Origin of the sequence: Paludibacter propionicigenes WB4, from assembly GCF_000183135.1 — a bacterium.
Taxonomy (GTDB): Bacteria; Bacteroidota; Bacteroidia; order Bacteroidales; family Paludibacteraceae; genus Paludibacter; species Paludibacter propionicigenes.
The window spans coordinates 232,190-254,336 of record NC_014734.1 but is presented as its reverse complement, the minus strand read 5'-3'; the positions used below and the strand labels follow the sequence as shown (position 1 = coordinate 254,336).

At 41.0% G+C, this 22,147-nt stretch carries 17 protein-coding genes; 9 read left to right on the top strand and 8 right to left on the bottom strand.

The annotated features are described in order from the left end of the window. Positions 1 to 30 precede the first annotated feature (30 nt). Together PALPR_RS01020 and PALPR_RS01015 are read left to right on the top strand one after the other, a co-directional pair. Positions 31 to 495 carry a pyridoxamine 5'-phosphate oxidase family protein gene (locus tag PALPR_RS01020; RefSeq protein WP_013443732.1) on the top strand — a complete coding sequence of 155 codons (465 nt, stop codon included), beginning with the start codon at positions 31 to 33 and terminating at the stop codon, positions 493 to 495. Between the two features lie 74 nt (positions 496 to 569). Beyond that, a complete protein-coding gene (locus PALPR_RS01015; protein ID WP_013443731.1) occupies positions 570 to 1,103 on the top strand; it encodes a DUF2284 domain-containing protein in 534 nt (177 codons plus the stop codon). 60 nt (positions 1,104 to 1,163) lie between these two features. On the opposite strand, the gene PALPR_RS01010 is transcribed toward PALPR_RS01015, so the two are convergent. Together PALPR_RS01010 and PALPR_RS01005 are read right to left on the bottom strand one after the other, a co-directional pair. Next, complete coding sequence (locus PALPR_RS01010; protein WP_013443730.1) at positions 1,164 to 1,934, bottom strand: nitrilase-related carbon-nitrogen hydrolase; 771 nt, start codon at positions 1,932 to 1,934, stop codon at positions 1,164 to 1,166. Between the two features lie 137 nt (positions 1,935 to 2,071). After that, positions 2,072 to 2,620, bottom strand: coding sequence for a lysophospholipid acyltransferase family protein (locus tag PALPR_RS01005; protein WP_013443729.1), 549 nt, complete (start codon positions 2,618 to 2,620; stop codon positions 2,072 to 2,074). A 273-nt stretch (positions 2,621 to 2,893) separates the two neighbouring features. Here PALPR_RS01005 and PALPR_RS01000 point away from each other — a divergent pair, with 273 nt between their 5' ends. The 3 genes from PALPR_RS01000 to tnpA all read left to right on the top strand — a co-directional run bounded on the left by PALPR_RS01000 (position 2,894) and on the right by tnpA (position 6,947). Further along, positions 2,894 to 5,203, top strand: a complete 2,310-nt coding sequence (locus PALPR_RS01000) for an ATP-dependent helicase (RefSeq protein ID WP_013443728.1) — start codon at positions 2,894 to 2,896, stop codon at positions 5,201 to 5,203. A gap of 91 nt (positions 5,204 to 5,294) precedes the next feature. Continuing rightward, the gene (gene recA / locus PALPR_RS00995; RefSeq protein ID WP_013443727.1) at positions 5,295 to 6,317 is read left to right on the top strand and encodes a recombinase RecA; all 1,023 of its coding nucleotides are present in this window, start codon (positions 5,295 to 5,297) and stop codon (positions 6,315 to 6,317) included. A gap of 177 nt (positions 6,318 to 6,494) precedes the next feature. Further along, positions 6,495 to 6,947, top strand: a complete 453-nt coding sequence (gene tnpA / locus PALPR_RS00990; protein WP_013443726.1) for an IS200/IS605 family transposase — start codon at positions 6,495 to 6,497, stop codon at positions 6,945 to 6,947. Positions 6,948 to 7,181: 234 nt separating this feature from the next. Here the strand turns inward: tnpA and PALPR_RS00985 are convergent, their stop codons facing one another. From PALPR_RS00985 to PALPR_RS00970, 4 genes are all read right to left on the bottom strand, one after another. After that, complete coding sequence (locus tag PALPR_RS00985; RefSeq protein WP_013443725.1) at positions 7,182 to 9,005, bottom strand: peptidase U32 family protein; 1,824 nt, start codon at positions 9,003 to 9,005, stop codon at positions 7,182 to 7,184. Next, positions 9,005 to 9,922, bottom strand: a complete 918-nt coding sequence (metA, locus tag PALPR_RS00980; protein WP_013443724.1) for a homoserine O-acetyltransferase MetA — start codon at positions 9,920 to 9,922, stop codon at positions 9,005 to 9,007. The genes PALPR_RS00985 and metA overlap by 1 nt, the downstream gene beginning before the upstream one ends. A gap of 64 nt (positions 9,923 to 9,986) precedes the next feature. Next, positions 9,987 to 10,787 carry a transporter substrate-binding domain-containing protein gene (locus PALPR_RS00975; RefSeq protein ID WP_041620103.1) on the bottom strand — a complete coding sequence of 267 codons (801 nt, stop codon included), beginning with the start codon at positions 10,785 to 10,787 and terminating at the stop codon, positions 9,987 to 9,989. Between the two features lie 33 nt (positions 10,788 to 10,820). Continuing rightward, the gene (locus PALPR_RS00970; protein ID WP_013443722.1) at positions 10,821 to 12,695 is read right to left on the bottom strand and encodes a putative porin; all 1,875 of its coding nucleotides are present in this window, start codon (positions 12,693 to 12,695) and stop codon (positions 10,821 to 10,823) included. Positions 12,696 to 13,248: 553 nt separating this feature from the next. Here PALPR_RS00970 and gdhA point away from each other — a divergent pair. Beyond that, positions 13,249 to 14,583 (top strand): NADP-specific glutamate dehydrogenase, encoded by a 1,335-nt coding sequence (gene gdhA, locus PALPR_RS00965; RefSeq protein WP_013443721.1) that lies wholly within the window; start codon positions 13,249 to 13,251, stop codon positions 14,581 to 14,583. 210 nt (positions 14,584 to 14,793) lie between these two features. Continuing rightward, positions 14,794 to 15,546, top strand: a complete 753-nt coding sequence (locus tag PALPR_RS00960) for an NADPH-dependent oxidoreductase (RefSeq protein WP_013443720.1) — start codon at positions 14,794 to 14,796, stop codon at positions 15,544 to 15,546. A gap of 97 nt (positions 15,547 to 15,643) precedes the next feature. On the opposite strand, the gene nadC is transcribed toward PALPR_RS00960, so the two are convergent. Both nadC and PALPR_RS00950 read right to left on the bottom strand, forming a co-directional pair. Further along, the gene (gene nadC / locus PALPR_RS00955; RefSeq protein ID WP_013443719.1) at positions 15,644 to 16,483 is read right to left on the bottom strand and encodes a carboxylating nicotinate-nucleotide diphosphorylase; all 840 of its coding nucleotides are present in this window, start codon (positions 16,481 to 16,483) and stop codon (positions 15,644 to 15,646) included. Continuing rightward, positions 16,476 to 16,865, bottom strand: a complete 390-nt coding sequence (locus tag PALPR_RS00950) for a DUF4783 domain-containing protein (RefSeq protein ID WP_013443718.1) — start codon at positions 16,863 to 16,865, stop codon at positions 16,476 to 16,478. Before PALPR_RS00950 ends, nadC begins: the two co-directional genes overlap by 8 nt. 276 nt (positions 16,866 to 17,141) lie before the next feature. Here PALPR_RS00950 and rlmH point away from each other — a divergent pair, with 276 nt between their 5' ends. After that, positions 17,142 to 17,615, top strand: a complete 474-nt coding sequence (rlmH, locus tag PALPR_RS00945; RefSeq protein ID WP_013443717.1) for a 23S rRNA (pseudouridine(1915)-N(3))-methyltransferase RlmH — start codon at positions 17,142 to 17,144, stop codon at positions 17,613 to 17,615. Between the two features lie 234 nt (positions 17,616 to 17,849). Further along, positions 17,850 to 21,464 (top strand): sensor histidine kinase, encoded by a 3,615-nt coding sequence (locus PALPR_RS00940; RefSeq protein ID WP_013443716.1) that lies wholly within the window; start codon positions 17,850 to 17,852, stop codon positions 21,462 to 21,464. The last annotated feature ends 683 nt before the right edge of the window (positions 21,465 to 22,147 follow it).

Here is a 22,147-nt window from a genome sequence, read left to right as displayed (position 1 = left end):
TTTATTCCAACACCAACACATCGAAGAATAATGAGAAGACTCGATAAAGAAATAACCGACAACAAAGTAATTGAAGAAATTTTGCTGCGTTCTGATATATGCAGGCTGGGACTGGTAGATAATGCTGAAGCGTACATTGTTCCGGTAAACTATGCCTACCACAACAATATAATCTACATTCATTCGGCACATGCCGGAAAGAAAATAGAACTGCTGAAACAAAACAGTAAAGTCAGTTTTGAAATAGAGCTTCATCATGAAATTGTGAAGAGCGATATTCCTTGCGGATGGACAGCCAAATACCGCTCGGTCATGGGAAGAGGCACCATTACGATAGACAATGACCCCGCCATAAAGAAAAAAGGGCTTGACCTAATAATGCGAAAATACGGTGCGGACATGGAGTTGAATTACGAAGAAAAAACTTTGGCTCGCATGACTTTGCTAATACTGAAAATTGACAGCATCACAGGAAAACAATCGGGTAATTGGTAAACTAAGAATAAAAAATACATTATTTAAAAACGCAGTGCGGGGGCATCACCCTATCACTAAAATAACATACTCATATGATTCCCAAAGAAAAAATTGAAGCCATTCTTGCAGAGCAGGAACTCACCGATTACCGTTGGATATCACCCAAAGAAATAGTGGTAGCGCAGTGGGTTAGGGTAAAATGTATGTTTGGTTGTAGCGATTATGGCACCGGCACTTGTCCACCACACACGCCGTCTGTAACTGAATGTGAACGATTTTTCAGCGAATATCAAACTGGATTGATTATTCGGTTGAGCATATTTGCCGATAAAAACGACTATCCTTCCGATTGGTCAAAAGCGATGACTGCTAAACTATTGGAAACCGAACGAAAAATTTTCATTAGCGGTCATCAAAAAGTATTTTTGCTCAATCAAACCTGTTGCTCAATTTGCAAAACCTGCGTGGGCAACCGCCACGACTGCAAAGATAAAAGCCATTCGCGCCCAAGCCCCGAAAGCTTTGCAGTGGATGTTTATCAAACAGCACGCAATGCCGGATACGACCTGAACGTGGTAACCAACCCCGGCGAAATGAACCGCATTGCGATAATATTAATAGAATAAAAGGACAGATAAGAACAATTCAAGATTACCAGACTCAAAAAAACTCAGTTAGAAAAGGAATTACTTCAACTCAAACCTATCAGCATCGCGCCATACTGCAAATTTTTGGCGATAGCGTTGCAGAGGTTCTGGGGTGAGCTCTGCTGTTTGAATAGAGCTTTCGTTTTCGGGGAAAGTCAATAGTGAATTGGCATTGAAGTCGAGCAGGGCAGAATGTCCGTTGTAGGCTATTCCCAGTCCGTCCACTCCTACCCGATTCACACCGCACACATAGGTTTGATTTTCGATAGCCCGGGCTCGCAGCAAAATATCCCAGTCATTAATACGTCGTTCGGGGAAGTTAGCCACGTAAATCAGCAAATCATACTCATTATTTACATTGCGTGCCCATACCGGAAAGCGCACATCGTAGCAAACCAACAAGCAGATATTAAAACCGCAATAATTTACAATTAAACGCTTATTGCCTGCCGAGAAGTGATTTTGTTCGCCGCCCATAGAGAACAAATGACGTTTCCCTGCAGTTACTACGCTACCATCAGGATAAACAAAAAAGGAAAGATTGTACACCTTACCTTCTTCAGAGGCGATGAAGCTACCGGCGATAGCAAACGCATACTTATTAGACCAAAGCTTTAGTTTCTGAATAGTGTCACCCTCCTTCGGTTCGGCTAAATGCAAATCATCGGTGCAAAACCCGGTCGTAAACATTTCGGGCAGCACCACCAAGTCCGTTTTACCGGCCAATGCAGCCAACTGCTCTCCTGTCTTTTGAAGGTTAGCATCCTTGTCGGCCCAAACTATAGTATCCTGAATAATGGAAATGCGCATGATAAATTGTTGTTTGCCTGCGGCGTTATTTACTTCGTGATATTTACTTCGCGATAGTTGCCTGCGGCGATAGTTACTCCGTGTTATTAGCTTCGCGATATTATATTACATTTTCACTTTCAACTTTCAACTATCAACTACTCTTCTGGGATATAAAAATTCTTTGGATTCTTGGCGCTGACGTTTTTATAGTACTCCTGAATCTCTTCCAAATCGGCTTTCTCGTTTCCGGTTGGGTAAAAAACTTTTTTGATGGCCATCTCTTTTTTCTCATAATCGATATAAGCCAACTGTATAGGCACATTAGTCTTTACTGCGATATGATAAAATCCCATCTTCCATTTATGCACCAGACTGCGAGTGCCTTCGGGAGTAATAGCCAGGTGAAAATACGTCCTTTTGTCGAATTCTTCAACCATTTGCTGCGTCACCGAGTTTCGTTTCGAACGGTCGACCGGAATTCCGCCCAAAGAATCAAATAAATAATTCAGCGGAAAAACAAACCACGATTTTTTAATCAGAAAAGACGACTTCCGTCCCAAAGCCCAATAAGAAAGTTTGCCAATCAAAAAATCCCAATTGCTGGTATGTGGGGCTACACAAATCACACTTTTAGCGGGTTCCTCTACAGTCACAAATGCTCGCCAACCGGCCGATTTCAATATCCAGGTACTTAGTTTTTGCATGTTTTTTAGTTGTAATTTGCAAACTCCAACAGAACTAAAAGCAGATTTGCAAATAATTATCCTTTTCGAATTAAAACAGTCCGGAGTGCGAACAGTTCAATTTTTCAGGCTGCAAAGGTAGCGCTTTTTGAGAAACTTCAGGCTGTTGAAAACTATTTTCGTTTCCAATCAATCAATTTGCTAACTTTGCAGAAGAAAAAAATCCCGCCTGACTCCTCACGAGAATATCAAAGACATCGACAACAAGAGTATGGGAGCTGAATAATTAATTATATGGATTTATCTTTTTTAAACGAACTCAACGAAAGTCAGCGCAGTGCTGTTGAATATACCGAAGGTGCATCGCTTGTTATAGCCGGTGCCGGATCGGGCAAAACACGCGTATTGACTTATAAAATAGCTTATCTGCTTAAAAACGGAATGGCACCATCATCTATTCTGGCACTGACATTTACCAACAAAGCTGCGCGCGAGATGAAAGAGCGTATTGCCGCTATGGTGGGCGAAAAAACAGCGCGCTATCTTTGGATGGGCACATTTCACTCTGTATTTTCAAGAATTCTGCGTTCCGAAGCTGAACGGATCGGCTATTCGAAGAACTTTACCATTTACGATTCCGCCGATTCAAAGAGTCTGGTCAAAACCATTGTAAAAGAGCTGAAACTGGATGATAAAGTATATAAACATGGTTTCGTTCAGTCGCGCATTTCGTATGCCAAAAACAACCTGATTACTCCCGATGCGTATTTGGCCAACGCCGATTTAATAAAAGCCGATGTGACCTCGCGCATTCCATTGATGAAAGACATTTATCAAATTTACTGCAACCGCTGTAAACAAGCCGATGCAATGGATTTTGACGATTTGCTTTTGCAAACAAATATACTTTTCCGCAACCATCCAGACACTCTGCAAAAATACCAGCAACTTTTCGGATACATTTTGGTAGACGAGTATCAGGACACGAATTTTGCGCAATACCTGATTGTAAAGAAACTGGCAGAACAGCATGAAAAAATATGCGTGGTAGGCGACGACGCACAAAGTATCTATTCGTTCCGCGGTGCTAATATCGACAATATATTAAAGTTCAAGAGCAGCTATAAAAATGCCCGGGTATTTAAACTGGAACAAAACTATCGTTCCACCCAAACCATTGTCAATGCAGCCAATAGCCTGATAGATAAGAATGCGCAGCAAATACGCAAAACGGTTTTCTCGGAAAAAGAAACCGGCAAACCCATCAAAGTACTGAGTGTTTTTACCGATTTTGAAGAAGGTTTTATAGTGGCAAACAACATATCCGATTTGCGCTTTTCAGACAAATATCACTATCAGGATATTGCCATTCTGTATCGAACCAATTCGCAGTCGCGCGTGATGGAAGAAGCCCTGCGAAAACAAGGTATTCCGTATCGTATCTATGGCGGATTATCGTTTTACCAGCGGAAAGAAATTAAAGACGTAATAGCCTATTGCCGCTTGGTGTGTAACCCGAATGATGAAGAAGCTTTGAAACGCATTATCAACTATCCTGCCCGTGGAATAGGCGATACCACCGTCAACAAACTGATTGAATGCTCGCAACTGCACGCGGTCAGTGCATGGGAAGTGCTTTCGGACATGCTCAAATACAATCTGCCCGTAAATGCCGGAACAGCCAATAAGCTGGCTCAATTCCGTAGCATGATTGACGTTTTCGCCGAACAAATCACGACTCAAAATGCTTATGACTTGGCCAACAGCGTTGTCAAAGTTTCGGGTGTTATTGCGGACACATACACCGACCACTCACCGGAGAGCATGAGTCGACAGGAGAACGTACAGGAATTGCTCAAAGCCATTCACGAGTTTTGCGAAACAAAACAAGCCAATGGTGAACCTACTGCTTTGTTGCCCGACTTCTTGTCGGAAGTTTCGCTGCTTACCGATCAGGACACCGACAAAGAAACCGATAAGGACAAAGTAACCTTAATGACTGTGCATGCAGCCAAAGGATTGGAATTTAAAGCCGTTTTCATTGTAGGAATGGAAGAAGAACTTTTCCCATCGCCGTTTTGCACTCAAAGCGAGCGAGAACTGGAAGAAGAACGTCGACTATTTTATGTCGCTTTGACACGTGCCGAAGAACTTTGCTACATCAGCTATGCAAAATCGAGGTTTAAAAACGGTAAAACCAATTTTTCGAATCCCAGCAGGTTTATAAAAGACATAGACGAACAGTACCTGGATATGCCGGCAGAAGCAAAACCCAAACAAGCCCGCATTAACGACTGGGACGATGATATGGAAACAGAACGAAATCGTTTCAAAAGCTCTTTTTCCAAACCCATTTTCAAAGAAAACAGCTTACCGGTATCACCAAAACGAATGGTAAAAATAAGCAATTCTGCCGGCGACAAAGTTCCTACAGAGAATGGCTCTATTCCCACCGGAGCTTTCGTAAAACACGGCATTTTCGGCATAGGCAAAGTTCTGGAAACAAGCATCGTAAACGGAAATGAGAAGGCAGACATCGACTTTGGTGAAAAAGGTGTGAAATCATTATTATTGAAATTTGCCAAGTTGGAAGTGTTGGAATAGAAAAATGATTATCTTTGTAAAAACAAACTTTCTTTGAAAATAAATCTGGGAAATAACGAAATAAAAATTATAAAATAAAACAACTAAAATCATGGCAAAAACAACAGCTGAGGAGTTGAAATTTCCAACCTCCGACAAACTGAAAGCATTGCAACTGGCAATGGACAAAATAGAGAAAGACCACGGAAAAGGCACCATCATGCGTATGGGCGACACAAAAGTGGAAGATGTGGCTTTCATTTCAACCGGATCTATCGGATTGAATGTGGCTCTGGGTGTAGGAGGTTATCCTCGTGGCCGTGTAATTGAAATTTACGGACCGGAATCTTCCGGTAAAACTACGCTGGCTATCCACGCCATAGCTGAAGCTCAAAAGGCGGGTGGTATAGCGGCTATCATTGATGCCGAGCATGCTTTCGACCGCTTTTATGCCGAAAAACTGGGAGTAAACATTGATGAATTGCTTATTTCTCAACCTGACAATGGTGAGCAGGCGTTGGAAATTGCAGATCAGTTAATACGTTCTTCGGCCGTGGATATTGTAGTGATCGACTCAGTAGCTGCATTGACTCCTAAAGCAGAGTTAGAAGGCGATATGGGCGATTCAAAAATGGGATTGCAGGCACGTTTGATGTCACAGGCGTTACGTAAACTGACCGCCAACATCAACAAAACCAACACTACCTGTATTTTCATCAACCAGTTACGCGAGAAAATCGGTGTTATGTTTGGTAACCCTGAAACAACAACCGGTGGTAATGCGCTGAAATTCTATGCGTCTATCCGGTTGGATATCCGTCGTATCGGTCAGCTGAAAGATGGCGAAGAAGCTATCGGTAACCAAACCCGGGTGAAAGTGGTAAAAAACAAAGTTGCACCACCGTTCCGCAAAGCTGAGTTCGATATTATGTACGGGGAAGGTATTTCAAAAACAGGTGAAATTCTTGATTTAGGCGTTGAATATGGTATCATCAAAAAAAGCGGTTCATGGTTTAGCTATGGCGAAACCAAACTTGCTCAGGGACGTGATGCTTCTAAAGCGCTGATTAAAGATAATCCTGAACTTGCTGCTGAACTTGAAGCTAAGATTGTAGAAGCTATTCAGAACAAATAGATTCATATAAATGAAATCCTCATCTGATTAAGTGTAAAAACTTAATCAGATGAGGATTTTCTATTTATAGCCACGAAGTGGCGTAGTCTTTAAACATAGGGCGAAGCCCTATGAGCTGCGAAGCAGCGACTTAAGCCACGAAGTGGCATAATCGTAAGACCTCATAATGCGAACGCCATGGCACAGTCACTCGTCAAGAATTACATTCATCTCGTTTTCAGCACAAAGCAGCGACACCCCTTTATTGATGAATCCATCGAGAATGAGCTTTTTAATTATCTGGGTGGAATTTGTAAGAATTTGGAATGTCAGCCCATTATCGTTGGTGGACATGCTGATCATGTTCACATCCTTTGTCTTCTCTCCAGAAAAATAGCATTAATGAAACTACTGGAAGAAGTCAAATCACACTCTTCCAAATGGATTAAAACGAAAGGAGAAAGTTACAAGAGCTTTTACTGGCAAGATGGTTACGGGGCATTTTCTGTAAATCCAAAAGAAGTGGATATAGTTATCAAATATATTGCAAATCAACGGGAACATCACACCCGAAAGACTTTCCAAAGAGAATTCCTGCAATTTCTCGAAGAGTATAAGGTAGAATACGATGAACGCTATATTTGGGTATAGACTTTCCTTTTTGCCGGATTTGCCAATCTCGCCACTTCGTGGCTAAGTTTACTTATTCTCTAATCGTCGGGCTTCGCCCGACGCAAACAGAAACCGCCACTTCGTGGCTTTATTCATCATCTTTTACCTCCCGAACAATCTGACATTTTTATCAGACACCCTGATCAACGTTATCGTGTCACACTTCGTAACGTTTCTAAGTTATGCTTCATAATCCTAACTGTTCGACTAAATCTAAATAAACGTGTCAGACTTGCTGATCCGCATTTCACACGCTTTACAATCGAAACTTAGCTCGTAGACCTGATCATTATTCCTGAGGTAAAGCGGCTCTTTAAAAGTAGCTTTATAGCCTTCCTTCGGGCACCAACCCATATTGAATTTAATGCAATGTTTGCAAAACATAAGTGGCACACCTTCCTGAGCCTTCACCTCAAACCCGGGCATGACTTCTTCCACTCCATGCTCCTTGTAAAATGCTTCTGAAAGTTTATTGGTCACATTTCCCAGGTAAGTCAGCGCTTTGGTTGGAAAAGCAGTCGGTTTAGCTCCCAAAGCGGTTTCTCTTACATAAGATTGAGTTCTGATTTCGTCTAATTGCTCGATAGCTTGTCTGCGCCATTCGCTTAACTGCGAAGCCGGGAAGAACCACGGAGAATTAATCTGAATTTGTATATCTGTAGCTTCGTAAATGGTATTTCCAAGCTTGGATAGCTGATTCTTAATATTGTCATTAACCACTTCAGGCTTCTGTGCAGGTTGTTTGTCACACACTGCTTCGAACGTATTTGAAATTCCATCCTCGTCGGTTAGTTGAATAAAAAAACCGTCAGGCGTTTCCCCGAAAAGCATCTCCACTCCTACCCGGCGTTCTGACGTTTTGCCTTTCAATATCTTTTCGAAAGCCTGATCCTGATTTCTATACAAAAAAACACCGACATCCATTCGTGGTATATCAGCAGGAAATATCTGCTTTCTCTCCACCCTGTTTACCCTGAATCCGGTCAAATCGCCCTGCTTATTGATAAAACAGAGTCCATCACCGTTATTCAATTCTGTACCGTTTTGGACTTCAAAAAAGTTTCGTCCAATATAGGTTACTTTTCCTATCGGTTCACCCAATGACTTCGGTGTATCTTGCTGAACAATATCATGTTTTCTTCCGTGCAGAAAATAATCGGTATTACTCCGCCGAAAACTCTTCTCGGGATTTGGTTCAAAAAGTAAGGTCGTTCGTCCTGCGGAGGCTCGTTGGTATCCGGTACTACCATCCAAAATGGCATCCAGTCTTTTTCGATAATAAGCCGTGATATTCTTCACATAATCAACATCTTTCAATCTCCCTTCAATTTTAAATGAAGAAACACCGGCCTCCATCATTTCGTCCAATGAATCGGACAAATCAAGGTCTTTCAATGATAGAAGATGTTTATTTTTAGCCAGCAAATTATCATCAGCATCGGTCAATTGATAGGGCAATCTGCAATACTGTGCACACTGGCCACGATTAGCACTGCGCTCGCAATTAGCTTGACTCATATAACACTGACCGCTGTAACTCACACACAAAGCACCGTGTACAAATGCCTCAAGCTCCACATCGGTTTGCGTTGATATTTCGGTTATTTGCTTCAAAGATAATTCACGAGCCAGCACGACACGTGAAAAACCGACATCCTGCAGAAACTTTACCTTTTCAACAGTTCGGTTATCGGTTTGTGTGCTGGCGTGAAGTGCAATGGGTGGTAAGTTCAGTTTCAGAATACCCATATCCTGAATAATCAGGGCATCGGCTCCGGCATTGTAAATATCCCAAATCAATTTTTCAGCTTCAGTCAATTGATCATCGGTGAGTATCGTATTCAAAGCAACCAACACTTTCACCCTGAATTTATGAGCATATTGCACCAGGGTAGCAATGTCTTCCACAGAGTTTCCTGCAGCAGCTCTCGCTCCAAATTGCGACGCACCGATATACACGGCATCAGCACCATGATTTATAGCCGCCAAACCGCATTCAAGGTTTTTGGCAGGTGAGAGAAGTTCTATTTTCCGCATTAATGTATTTTCGTCAAATCGTAAGGCGTTTCCTGATAAACAAAGTAGTTCAGCCAATTAGTGAACATCAGGTTAGCATGACTGCGCCAGCGCACCAAAGGATCATTATTCGGGTCATTATCCCGATAATAATTTAGTGGAATATTGATTGGTAAACCTTTGGCTAAATCGCGTTTATACTCAGTATCAAGCGTATTAGGAGAATACTCCGAATGTCCGGTAACAAAAAACTCACGACCATTGCGCGCCATAACCATATACACTCCGGCTTCAGGAGATTCCGAAAGCAAAGTCAACTCTGGCACGCGACGAACGTCTTCGGCACGCACTTCGGTATGCCGACTGTGAGGCACATAGAAAACATCATCAAAACCCCGAAAGATTGGATTTTGAGGTTCAAATTTATTGTGCTCAAACACTCCGAACATTTTCTCTGAAAGAGGATATTTAGGCACACCATAGTGATGATATAACCCTGCCTGCGCAGCCCAACAAATATAAAGTGTCGACGTTACGTGCGTTTTAGCCCAATCGAATATTTTGGTAATTTCAGACCAGTAATTTACCTCTTCGAATTCTAACAACTCCACCGGAGCACCGGTAATAATCATACCGTCGTAGTTACTCTTGCTTATTTCATCAAATGTCTTATAGAAAGTCATTAAATGCTCAATAGGCGTATTTTTAGACGTATGGCTTTCCATATGCATAAAATCTATTTCTATCTGAAGCGGCGAATTTGACAACAACCGGATTAAATCCGTCTCGGTTGTAATTTTCACCGGCATCAAATTCAGAATCACAATTTTCAGTGGACGAATTTCCTGAGAGGAAGCTCGCTCCGAATCCATAACAAAGATATTCTCCTCACGCAGAACATCTACAGCAGGCAATGTGACGGGGATATTTAATGGCATAATCTTGAGTTTGAAATTCTAAAAAATAAAGAAACGACTGAATAACTTGATAAAATCCGGAAGATTAATAATACTTCCTGTATATTTTCCAGTAAGCTGTACTTCCAACAAAGTCAGTCAGAAAATCATTTAGTTCCGACAATAACTTCGTCGATTTAGTATGAACAGCCCAAGCCTGATGTTGTTCAAAACCAATCGGCAAGGACACATCTAAGTTCGGGTATTGCATTTTTATTTTAGTTACAAATTGCTCATCGCAAATAGTATATTTAATTCTTCCTGACGAAACCATACTTATCAGTTGCTCGGGACTTTTACCCTTAACCTCCGATATTTTTATTGGCATGGCTATTTCATCAGACAAATGCTCAATCCGCATTTTAAACGGCGAATTTTCAGGAATACAGATAGTCTTATTCGCCAAATCACTGATCTTATTAATAAACGTTTGAGCAGAATCTTTAATGTCTTGCTGCACCAAAACCTGTCTCGATGTGAAAAACGGATTGGTAAACAGCACATCACTTTTCCACTCGGTGGTAACAGGCATAAAACTGGCTATTATATCATAATCACCTTTCAACAATCCATCTACACAGGTTTTCATATCATTGTGTTCCGAAACTACCAGTTCAACACCCAATGTGTCTGCAAAAGCTTTAATTAATTCGTACTGAAACCCGAATATACTATCGTCTTTAATCGAAAAACCAACACTGCTGCTATCTGTCACCACCGAAATTCGTCCCGCTTTAAGGATTTCCGGCAAATCATGAATTTTGCTTTTATCACGATGCACAAATACGGCAGCTGCAATCAATATAGCTACTATAACAATTCCGATTATGATTCGTGTTACTTTCATCGTTTGTAATTTTCCGACCAACGAATGTCGGCATTAATCATAGAAATTCCATGAAATACCGATTTTAGTCATCGCAGGATCAATCGGATAATTTGGCATAGAGAAATAAGCATCGTTAGCAAATTTCTGATTGACATGATAATACTCCCAGAAGAAACGTGTCCTTTTCAAATGAAAATTAGCATACACATTCACAACCGGATAATTTCCAATTTTCACAGTAGACTGATTGTAAAACTGACCTGTGGCCGGCATATACGACGGAGCATAATACGAAGTGTGATAACGTACGCTGGCCCCTAACTGAATACTCAACACATGAAAGAAAACATCATGATAATACAGGTTATGATACAATGCAAAATCAGGAAGCGGTAATATATCTTTTTGCGAGCTTAACTGATACACCACGTTGTTTTCCAACGTAAACTTGCCTACATGAAAATCTTGTTTCAAATTAGCCGACAAGACCTGAATGTTACCTGAAAATTGTTTAGGCACAGCCTGTCCATTAAAGTAAATATAGCGCGACAAATTCTCAACCGCTACGTTCAACGAAAATGACCGTGTCGGTATGGCGAAAGTACCACCCATCTGCGTTCGGTAAATACTTGCCAGACTTTGATTCCACCGAAAATGGTTCGATTGATAATTCTGCAAAAAATAAGACGGTTTATCGCTCCTGACAAAACCACTTGCTACCAGTGATACACTATCATTCCAGAGTTTAAAGAAACCTCCGATATTTCCTTCCAGTTTAAAATTTCCGGCCTTGTAACCAAGAAAACTAACTTCGCCCAGCACATTGTACTTAAACAATTGTCCACGTTGCTTAGATAAAATACCACCCACTTTCGTCGAGGTTTTCGACATGTGATTTACCAATGTGTCTGTATTAAAAGTGTAGCTCTGAACCTCATTTTCGATAAATGCTTTCAGCCCGAATTGCAACCATTTATTAAATTCCTCTTCCATACTTACCGAAAAGGTATTGGTAAGCGTAGATAATGCGGAAGTATCATTCGTTTGTTTGAAATACGAATTATTATAAAATGGCGCCCCAACCAACTGAGGTTCGTAATATCTCTTTCGTAAATCATCGAACTTCAACGTATGGGCGAATCGCGTTACAGGAACATAATCCAGTCTTACCGAATCTTCGTTTACACGTACAGGCCTTTCAATCCCAATACTATACTGTTGATTATAATACAACTGACTCTGTTTATAGTTGGAAAAACCAAGTATTCTGGTAGGTATATCTTTCGTGGCTTTACCCTTAGGCGAAGTAATATCCGTGCTATCGGCAACACCTCCGTTTTCAAAATTACTCAGGTTATTGATAGCCACCAAACCTGTAGCGGTATAATGTTTTCCCTGATAACTCCCGAACAAAGAACCTGAAAAACGCTTAACCGACTGATTTCCATATTCACCTATCGCATAAACATAATCGAGCGTGGTACCAAAATTGAGTCTTTTATTGGCATTAGCCGTAAATAAGAACTTGATATTATCCTCTGAACGGTAAGTTGTTCCACCGGTTTTATAATCCAGGTTGCTGTATGGAGTTTTAGTATTATAAAATGTTGCGTGGTCAATATTCATCAAATAAGGATAATACGCATTCGAGAAAATAAAATCATTGTTCGCCGGACGATCAAAGTACAATTTGGACTGAATGGGCGAACCTAAATTTCCATTGTATGAATTAGCTATACTGAATCGGTCGATCGGATTAGAAATTTGAAAATTCAGATGCATGGTATCCACTGGAATAGAATCGACCGTTGCGAATTGGTCAGTAATGCGCCATGTTTTCACAAACCTGTAATTTGGAGGTACTTGTTGCCCCAAAACAGAAACTATAACAAATATAAATGGAACAAGAACAACTATCTTTTTCACCTACAAAATATTAATTTTACACTTAAAGTTTATTTCCAATCCCTCATTATAAGGCAGTTTTGGGATAGCTGCAAAGATACAAAAATATATTGGCGAAGCCGAATACACGTACGTTATAAAATCAAAAACGAAATTAACTTGCCAGTTTTTCCGCAATTGAACAGAAATACCCGTCAAGTCTTTGGCTTAATTGCCCGAGATTATGAAAGATTGGAGTCATAACGTGTCAACATATTTAATTAATTATCAAACGTTTAAATTTATCCCATTTTTATCCATTATGCTCCAAACAAAATAAATGTATATTTATGAATAAAACAGGCGAAAAAGTTTGATTATAACAAATAAAAACTCTAAACTTGCAGTATAAACCAAATGGCAAAATGTAATGCGAGAACCTATACGTTTTGGACTGATTTTGACATTGGGTTGATTAAAGCAAGGACGATAACTATCATTTTGACACTATATTAAGTTTCAAAACAAACTAAAACTTTAATTTATTGTCTACGTTTATTAAGTACATAACTACTTCATTTTAAATTTTTATAGTATGAATATTGAAAAGTTGATGCAATCGTTAGAGGCAAAGCACCCCGGCGAAAATGAATACCTACAAGCTGTGCGGGAAGTCTTAAGTACTATTGAAGACGTTTACAACCAGCATCCCGAGTTTGAGAATGCTAAAATTGCAGAACGATTAGTAGAGCCCGACAGAATATTCACGTTTAAAATTCCATGGGTCGATGACCGCGGTGAAGTACAGGTAAATCTGGGTTATCGCATTCAGTTCAACAATGCTATAGGACCTTACAAAGGTGGATTACGTTTTCACCCATCAGTTAACCTATCTATTTTGAAGTTTCTGGGCTTCGAGCAGATTTTCAAAAACGCACTTACCACATTACCCATGGGCGGAGCCAAAGGCGGATCGGACTTTAATCCTAAAGGCAAATCCGATGCCGAAGTGATGCGTTTTTGTCAGGCTTTTATGCTGGAACTATGGCAACACATAGGACCCGATACCGACGTGCCTGCCGGAGATATTGGTGTTGGAGGACGTGAAATTGGTTATCTCTACGGTATGTACCGGAAGCTTGCACGCGAAAACACAGGGGTATTAACCGGAAAAAATCTTGAATTCGGCGGTTCATTAATTCGTCCTGAAGCAACCGGATTTGGAGGGCTGTACTTCGTAAAACAAATGCTCGAAACTGCCGGACAGGATATCAAAGGCAAAACCATTGCCATTTCGGGATTCGGGAATGTAGCCTGGGGAGCTGCAACCAAAGCAACTGAACTAGGCGCTAAGGTTGTAAGTATTTCCGGACCTGATGGATATATTTATGACGAGAACGGCATTTCGGGAGAAAAAATTGATTATATGCTCTACCTGCGTGCCACCTGCAACGATATTGTTTCGCCGTATGCCGAAAAATTCGGGGCTCAATTCGTGCCCGACCGTCGTCCGTGGGAACTTAAAGTGGACATAGCCCTGCCTTGTGCAACACAAAACGAGCTCAACGAAGAAGATGCTAAAGCATTGATAAACAATGGTGTTATATGTGTTGGTGAAGTATCAAATATGGGTTGTACGCCCGAAGCCATTGAGTTATTTTTACAGCATAAAATCATGTATGGTCCGGGCAAAGCAGTAAATGCAGGAGGCGTAGCTACTTCCGGACTTGAAATGTCGCAAAATGCTATGCACCTGACCTGGACAGCCGAAGAAGTGGATGCTAAACTGCATCAAATTATGAGTGAGATTCATGCTCAATGCGTGAAAAACGGACGCGAAGCCGACGGTTATATCAATTATATGAAGGGTGCCAATGTAGCGGGATTCCTGAAAGTGGCTAAAGCCATGCTGGCTCAGGGTGTAATATAATCAGTGAACAGTGAACAGTGAACAGTGATCAGTGAACAGTGATCAGTGAACAGTGATCAGTAAACTGTTATTGATTTCAATACAATATTTTAAAGAGAGAACTCAAAGCTTTGAAAGCCGAGAGTTCTCTCTTTTTATATTTGTAACCCGTTATCAAAAGTGCTATCTTTGCACCATAAAAATAACTATCCATTATCCAACCACAGACTTATGCTCAACCTGCTCAATCAACACAGAACTGTTCGAAAATATACTGACAAGCCTATTGATTCCGAACTGCTTACTAAGCTTCTGGAAGCAACATGCCGCACTTCCAATACCGGAAATATGCAAGCGTACAGCATAGTAGTTACAACTGATGCAACTCTTAAGCAACAGCTCGCCCCTACCCACTTCAATCAACCCATGATAACGCAAGCCCCCGTTGTACTGACTTTCTGCGCTGATTTTAACCGGTTCACAAAATGGTGCGAACAACGTCAGGCCGACCCGGGATATGACAACTTTCAATCGTTTATGGCAAGCACCATAGACACATTGCTGGCAGCACAAACGTTTTGCATTGCTGCCGAAAGTGAAGGACTTGGTATATGCTACCTTGGAACAACAACTTACAATGCAGGCGAAATCATTGATATACTAAAACTGCCTAAACTTGTAGTGCCGATCACCACCGTAACTGTAGGTTATCCTGCCGACCTGCCCGAGCAAACCGACCGTCTGCCTCAGGAAGCAGTGGTTCATTTTGAAACATACAAAGATTTCACATCGGCCGATATAGACCAACTCTATGCCGAAAAAGAGAATAGTGATTTTTACAAACAATTCGTGGCGGAAAACAAGAAGGAAACGCTTGCTCAGGTATTCACAGACATACGCTATTCACGCAAAAACAACGAATTTTTCTCAGACAAGTTTCTGGAAGTGCTGAAAAAGCAAGGATTCTTATCAGTTATCAATTGACAATTATCAATTCTCAGTGCATCATAAAATACAAAAGCGACCGATTCTCAATTGAACCGGTCGCTTTTATTATTTAAAGCTAAGTCAAAAAGCGGCTTTATACTGCTTTAAAACTCATATCCAAACTTTTTACAGAGTGAGTAAGTGCACCAACCGAAATATAATCCACACCGCATTCGGCGTAGTCTTTCAACGTAGCAAAGGTTATCCCACCCGATGATTCGGTTTCATACTTACCACCGATAATCTCCACTGCTTTGCGGGTATTTTCAGGAGTAAAATTGTCAAGCATAATCCGATCAACACCACCTTCGGCCATCACCTGAGCAAGTTCATCAAAACTACGCACTTCTATTTCTATTTTCAGATCCTTTCCTTTTTCTTTCAGGTAAGCTTTTGTACGCTGAATGGCCTGAGCAATGCCACCGGCAAAGTCAACGTGATTGTCTTTAAGCAGAATCATATCATACAATCCGATACGATGATTTACACCGCCACCAATCTTCACAGCTTCTTTTTCGAGCAAACGAAGTCCCGGAGTTGTTTTGCGTGTATCCAACACTCGGGTTTTTGTACCTTCCAGCGCTTTTACATATTCTCTGGTTCGGGTAGCCACGCCACTCATGCGTTGCATAATGTTCAGCATTAAGCGCTCTGTTTGCAGGAGCGACTGAATTTTACCTTCAACCACAAAGGCAATATCACCGACTTTTACTTCGGCTCCATCTTTGATAAAAACAGTCATTTTCAGTTCAGGATCGAAAGCTCTGAATATCTCACGAGCCACTTCAACGCCTGCTAAAACGCCGTTTTCTTTTATTATTAACTGAGATTTTCCAATAGCCGTAGCCGGAATACATGAAAGAGTTGTGTGGTCGCCATCGCCAATATCTTCGGCAAACCAAAGCGAAATAAGTTGTTCGAAATCGTTAGTCATTGGAAGGTTCAATTCTGAGTTGTTGAATTTCATTTTTTCGTGTTAGTACATATACGCGAAAACTGCCCGAAGATGTTTTAAGAATTCCTATAGCAAAACTAGCCGCGTCTTTGTTTCCTTTGTGTAAAAGCTGAAATGAACTAACCGGATTTTTTCTGAAAAAATCGGCTATTATTCCTGCAGCCTGTTGCTTGCTGAAAACATCGTTTTTGTTTTCGATAACAAGCTCAACGTTGGCACTTAAATGAGCCGAAAGCTGACCGGCACCACCGTTGTTCAGAGCTGAAATTATATCCGGTGAAACTTCTGAATTCTGTGCTTCAATCAAAGGAACGGCACAAAACAAACAGCTGCAAAGTAGAAATAATTTAATAGTTTTCATGCGATTGTCGTTAATTATTTTATTCTTATTCTGCTGAAACACTTAGCTTTCAAAATTCAGTCGTTGAAGTCTGATGGAGCACTTGTTTCATCTTAAAATAAATTTATGCGAAAAACATTTTTAATTCCATGAATTTGTGGTTAAAAAATGCCATATTTGCATTGCGTTATGAAATCTAAGTGCAAAAGTACATTAATTAATTCGTAGCAACCAAATAATTGTTTGAATTTTACTACCAGCAAATAGTAAGCCAAAAAAGCACAACTGACTAAATAAATGAAAATTACATTCTTAACTGTTGGGAAAACAACGAACCAATATCTTATTAAATTACAGGAAGAATATCAAAACAGGCTCAAATTTTATATTCCTTTTGAAACTGTGGTTATACCCGAACTTAAGAACACTAAAAACCTATCGGTTAACGAACAACAGGAAAAAGAAGCCGATTTGATACTGAAAGCCTTTGAAGCAAATGACGAAGTAATTTTGCTCGACGAACGGGGAAAGCAATATACTTCGGTAGGATTTTCGGAGTTTATGGCAAAAAAAATGCTGGCTTCGCATAAGCGCATGATTTTTGTTGTGGGTGGTCCATACGGTTTTTCGGAAAGAGTATACCAGCGTGCCAATGGCAAGATATCGCTTTCGTCCATGACTTTTTCGCATCAAATGATACGGTTGATTTTCACCGAACAACTTTATCGGGCAATGACAATACTTAAAGGAGAACCCTATCATCATGAGTAGCTAGGATAGTTACAAGTTACGGGTTACAAGTTACAAGTTACGAATATAGGAGTCAATTGAAAGACTATTTATTGCCACGGAGTGGCTAAATGTAAATAGCCCCGGTAAGTGAAACGCAACCTGGGGATGAAAACCGAAGCATAACTCCAGCCCCGAAGTGGGCTGAATATCACTATAAAACAGGGGCGTAAAAATCCAACTTATAGAATATCTAACAGACTAATAGATTAAAAGATGTCGTTTACACAAAAAAAATCCACAAACTCTTACCTGGTTATTGCCCTGATCGTGAGCATTACCTTCGGCTTTGTGTGCGACTTTTTTTACCAGCAATCGCCAAAGCGCTCTATCAACTTAAAAAACTTTCAGAAAGAAGTTATACGGAAGGAGAAAGTAGCCGATAAAACGCTGGAGGACATGAAGAAAATCATAACGCATGGTTCCTCCGATTCGTTGATACATTATCCTTTCGGCGATGAGGACATTGCATACTACGTGTTCAAAAAAGGCGGGCTTGCATTTTGGTCGGACAACCGGTATGACATAAGCAGCACTTCAATGCCCGAGCTGAACAGTTGGCGCTACACACAGCTGCCCAATGCTTACTGCATAACAAAGGTGAAAGATATTGGCAACTGGAAGTTGATGGCATTGATTACCATCAAGAACAATTATCCTTACGAAAACCACGAACTCACCAACAGTTTTGCCAAGGGTTTCAGAATAGATAAGCAGGTACAAATAGTAGCCGGTAACATAACGGACAAGAATGCTGTATTTTCCTCGCACGACAATTATCTGTTTACCCTCACGGCACCCAAAACTCCTGTCTACAACGAAAGATGGGCTTTGGCCGGGCTTTTGGCGTTTACACTGGCATTTATCCTGTTCTTCACCATCTATGTGCGAGCACCCTACCTGATAAACAGACGAATCCTCAGCCTTCGGGAGTTTTCCATTTTAGCTGTAGGCGTGGGAGCATTTATCGGAGCTTGTTTGTATTTCAACTTTCCGTCGCTCGTATTCTGGAATAAGATATTTACGCCCTATCAGTATGCGTCCAACTCCATACTGGCATCCATCAGTCACTTAACTGTTGTTACCGGGTATTTTATTTCTACTATCTACCTCTTTTATTTTCATGCCTATACCAATTCTATCAAACACCGGGCAGGGCATTTTATACTTCAAATCATCTTTGTATTATATTTCGTATTGGTTTATAATATCCTGAGCGGACTTATCCATCACTCCAGTATTCAGATCAGTATCTTGAGTTTCAAAGATTTTTCTGGGGTTACGCTTTGGGTGCATTTTCTTATACTGGTGTGGGGAATCGGGCTGGTACTTTTATTCCTCAAATCGCACAATTGGTTTAAAACAAAACATCTACTGAATCAGGCTCTGATTGTTGATGCTGCCTTATCGCTGCTCCTATTCGTTGTTTACGCTACCGTAGCGCCCGAATCGGCCATACGAATAACAGTCTCTTTCAGCATTATTTGTGGGGTGCTTTATTTTCCATATATTTTCAAAAAATACAAAAACAATAATGTTTACATTGCCTGCTGGGTATTTGTTTTTACGGCCTTTCTGGTTTGCAACTCTTTTATTATCGATAGCCAGAAACGAAACGACAAATACAAGGTACTGGCTCAAAACATTCTGGTAAACGGAAATACCGAAAACGATAAGATGGCCGATATTCTGCTGGAAGAGCTCGACTACAAGATATCGACCGACCGCCGGATAGGATTGCTGGTTTCGAAAAAAGACTCGCTCACCGCCGCCAATGAATACCTGAACAAAAAATACCTGCGCGGCTTTTGGAACAAATACGAGATGCGCATCAACGCTACCTATGCTCACTCTGCACTGTATAACGATTACGAGCAATTTATTCTCACTTCGGGTACCAAACTGAAAAACACCCATTTCTACAGCGTACCGGCCAACGAGAGTAATATGTCTTATATTGGTAAATTTCAGGCCAACTATAATCGTCCGGATTCCATGTTCTTTTTCATGGAGTTCTACCCCCGCCGCAACTTCAAGAGCTACAGTTTCCCGAATTTGCTGATAGCGTCTACGCCCGACATACAAGCCCGCCTGAATATCGGCATTGCCAAATACGATCGGGAGCGATTGGTGTATTCGTCCGGTAAATTTGAATTTCCGCAAGAGAACAAATGGCTGCACAAGAAGCAATCGGGCTTTTTTCATCAGGAGTATAAAGGCTATACGCACTATATTTACTCGCCCAGCGACAAAAATTATATCGTTATCTCCGAGCTGCAACCGCACCATGTGACTGATTATTTGCTCTATTTCATTTACACCTTTCTGGCATTCTTTTCGGCATGCTGGCTCTTTGTGTGGGCATTTTTCTACCTCCGGCGCAACAGCGGCTACAGGCTTGGGCTGACCGCAAAATTTCAATACGCTTTCATTACCCTGCTGATTATAAGTTTTCTGGGTATTTTCTACGTGTCGGTCAATTACATCGAACAAAAATACCAGCAGGAGCAAATTGATAACCTGGAGAACAAAAAGAACTATATCCAAAAAGCACTGCAGGATATATATTACTGGAATCAGGATTTGAACGTGCTCAATACGCAGGCGCTGAACTTCACGTTGCAGGATTTGTCCTACATATACCACACCGACATTCATGTATACGATAACCGCGGTATACTGATGGGCAGCTCGCAACCGCTGATATTCAACAAAAACCTGATAAGTAACAAAATAGCGCCTCTCCCCTATTTTAGCACCACGTCTAACATTAACCAATACGAGCATATAGGCAAACTGAACTACCTGACGGGCTACATCGACTTTGTAAACGGCGATTTTACGCAGATAGGCTACATTGCCGTGCCGCAGTTTTTCAGTCAGGACGAAATCCGTAGCGAGATTGAGAGCTTCCTCACCGTGATTATTCATATCTATATGATTATTATCGTGCTTGCTATCGTGCTGAGTTTATTTATTGGCAAGCAACTTTCGGCTCCGCTCATCGTGCTGGAGATGAAACTAAAAGACATGCGCCTGGGACGACGGAACGAAAAGATTGACTATAATCTGAACGACGAAATAGGACAACTGGTGCAACAGTATAACCGAACGGTGGACGAACTGGAGCAAAGTGCGCGCTTGCTGGCAAAATCGGAACGGGAGTCGGCATGGCGGTCGATGGCACGGCAGGTGGCTCACGAAATCAATAACCCGCTTACGCCCATGAAGCTCACCATACAACAGCTACAGCGCACCAAAAAGATGCAGGATAAGCAGTTCGACGATTATTTCGAGAAATCAAGCGTTATGCTTATTGAGCAAATTGATAACCTGTCGCGCATTGCCGGCACTTTCTCCAACTTTGCCCGTATGCCCGAAGCCAGCTTTGTGCGGGTGGATGTGGCAGCCAAGATTTACTCCGTGTTCCGCTTGTTCATGAACAACAACGAACACGTAACCATGCACTACGAAGGTGCAGAGCAAAACGTATTTGTATATGCCGACCCCGAACAGCTGGTGCAGGTATTCAATAACCTGATCAAAAATGCCCTGCAAGCCATACCCGAGGAACGCGAAGGAGAAATAAGCATACGCCTGACCGAAGAAGCCAAGGAAGTGACGATAACCGTGTCGGACAACGGGGCGGGAATTGTTGCCGAAATACAGGACAAGCTGTTTATACCCAACTTTACCACCAAGAGTACCGGCATGGGACTCGGCCTGGCCATTGCCAAAAACATTATCGAAATTTCGGGCGGAAGCATTACGTTCAGCACCGCCATTGACGAAGGTACCACCTTTACTGTCAGACTGCCTAAATCGGAATAAGCTTAACTCTAACTTTGCGCGCTGCCCGGAATCCACTTTTAAGTAGTTACGAATATCTCATGATCTATTTTATCACAATAGAACTCATAGAAATCATGAGAGAGAAAGACTTAAGTAATTGAAACTGTATAATGTCGTATTTCATAATTCTTCCTCTTTCGTGGAAATTTGTGCAATTAGTGGTTTATTGGTTATTTAAACCACAAATTGCACTAATTATCACAAATTAATTCAAGAAATAATTTGTGGAAATATGAATTGTCACGAATGAATATACGACATTTAATTGTTCGTTCTACTTAGATCATATAGTAAGAGTATCTGACGATACTCTTGCACAGTCTGAAATTATCCCGACGTTCGGGATAATGCTATGTGGTCTTAGTCTTATATCTCCCATTTAAAACTAGTGTGAACTATGTGACAAAAAAACATATCAACAATAATTATCATTTACTTATATACATTGAGATTTCTAAAGTTTTTTTGAAGATAAGTAGTTACTAATATTTAATGATATATTTTATCACAATAGAACACATAGAAATCATGAGAGAAAAAGACTTAGTTCACATAGTAAGAGTATCTGACGATACTCTTGCTCGGTCTGAAATTATCCCGTTCGGGATAATGCTATGTGGTCTTAGTCTTATATCTCCTATTTAAAACTAGTGTGAACTATG

Excerpts from the sequence above, each read along its gene's own strand:
- PALPR_RS00985 (WP_013443725.1), bottom strand. The coding sequence starts at position 9,005 with ATGCGGAAAATAGAACTTCTCTCACCTGCCAAAAACCTTGAATGCGGT.
- nadC (WP_013443719.1), bottom strand. The coding sequence starts at position 16,483 with ATGACTAACGATTTCGAACAACTTATTTCGCTTTGGTTTGCCGAAGAT.
- PALPR_RS01005 (WP_013443729.1), bottom strand. The coding sequence starts at position 2,620 with ATGCAAAAACTAAGTACCTGGATATTGAAATCGGCCGGTTGGCGAGCA.
- PALPR_RS00950 (WP_013443718.1), bottom strand. The coding sequence starts at position 16,865 with ATGAAAACTATTAAATTATTTCTACTTTGCAGCTGTTTGTTTTGTGCC.
- rlmH (WP_013443717.1), top strand. The coding sequence starts at position 17,142 with ATGAAAATTACATTCTTAACTGTTGGGAAAACAACGAACCAATATCTT.
- PALPR_RS00960 (WP_013443720.1), top strand. The coding sequence starts at position 14,794 with ATGCTCAACCTGCTCAATCAACACAGAACTGTTCGAAAATATACTGAC.
- PALPR_RS00975 (WP_041620103.1), bottom strand. The coding sequence starts at position 10,787 with ATGAAAGTAACACGAATCATAATCGGAATTGTTATAGTAGCTATATTG.
- PALPR_RS01010 (WP_013443730.1), bottom strand. The coding sequence starts at position 1,934 with ATGCGCATTTCCATTATTCAGGATACTATAGTTTGGGCCGACAAGGAT.
- PALPR_RS00940 (WP_013443716.1), top strand. The coding sequence starts at position 17,850 with ATGTCGTTTACACAAAAAAAATCCACAAACTCTTACCTGGTTATTGCC.
- metA (WP_013443724.1), bottom strand. The coding sequence starts at position 9,922 with ATGCCATTAAATATCCCCGTCACATTGCCTGCTGTAGATGTTCTGCGT.
- tnpA (WP_013443726.1), top strand. The coding sequence starts at position 6,495 with ATGGCACAGTCACTCGTCAAGAATTACATTCATCTCGTTTTCAGCACA.
- PALPR_RS01015 (WP_013443731.1), top strand. The coding sequence starts at position 570 with ATGATTCCCAAAGAAAAAATTGAAGCCATTCTTGCAGAGCAGGAACTC.
- gdhA (WP_013443721.1), top strand. The coding sequence starts at position 13,249 with ATGAATATTGAAAAGTTGATGCAATCGTTAGAGGCAAAGCACCCCGGC.
- PALPR_RS01020 (WP_013443732.1), top strand. The coding sequence starts at position 31 with ATGAGAAGACTCGATAAAGAAATAACCGACAACAAAGTAATTGAAGAA.
- recA (WP_013443727.1), top strand. The coding sequence starts at position 5,295 with ATGGCAAAAACAACAGCTGAGGAGTTGAAATTTCCAACCTCCGACAAA.
- PALPR_RS01000 (WP_013443728.1), top strand. The coding sequence starts at position 2,894 with ATGGATTTATCTTTTTTAAACGAACTCAACGAAAGTCAGCGCAGTGCT.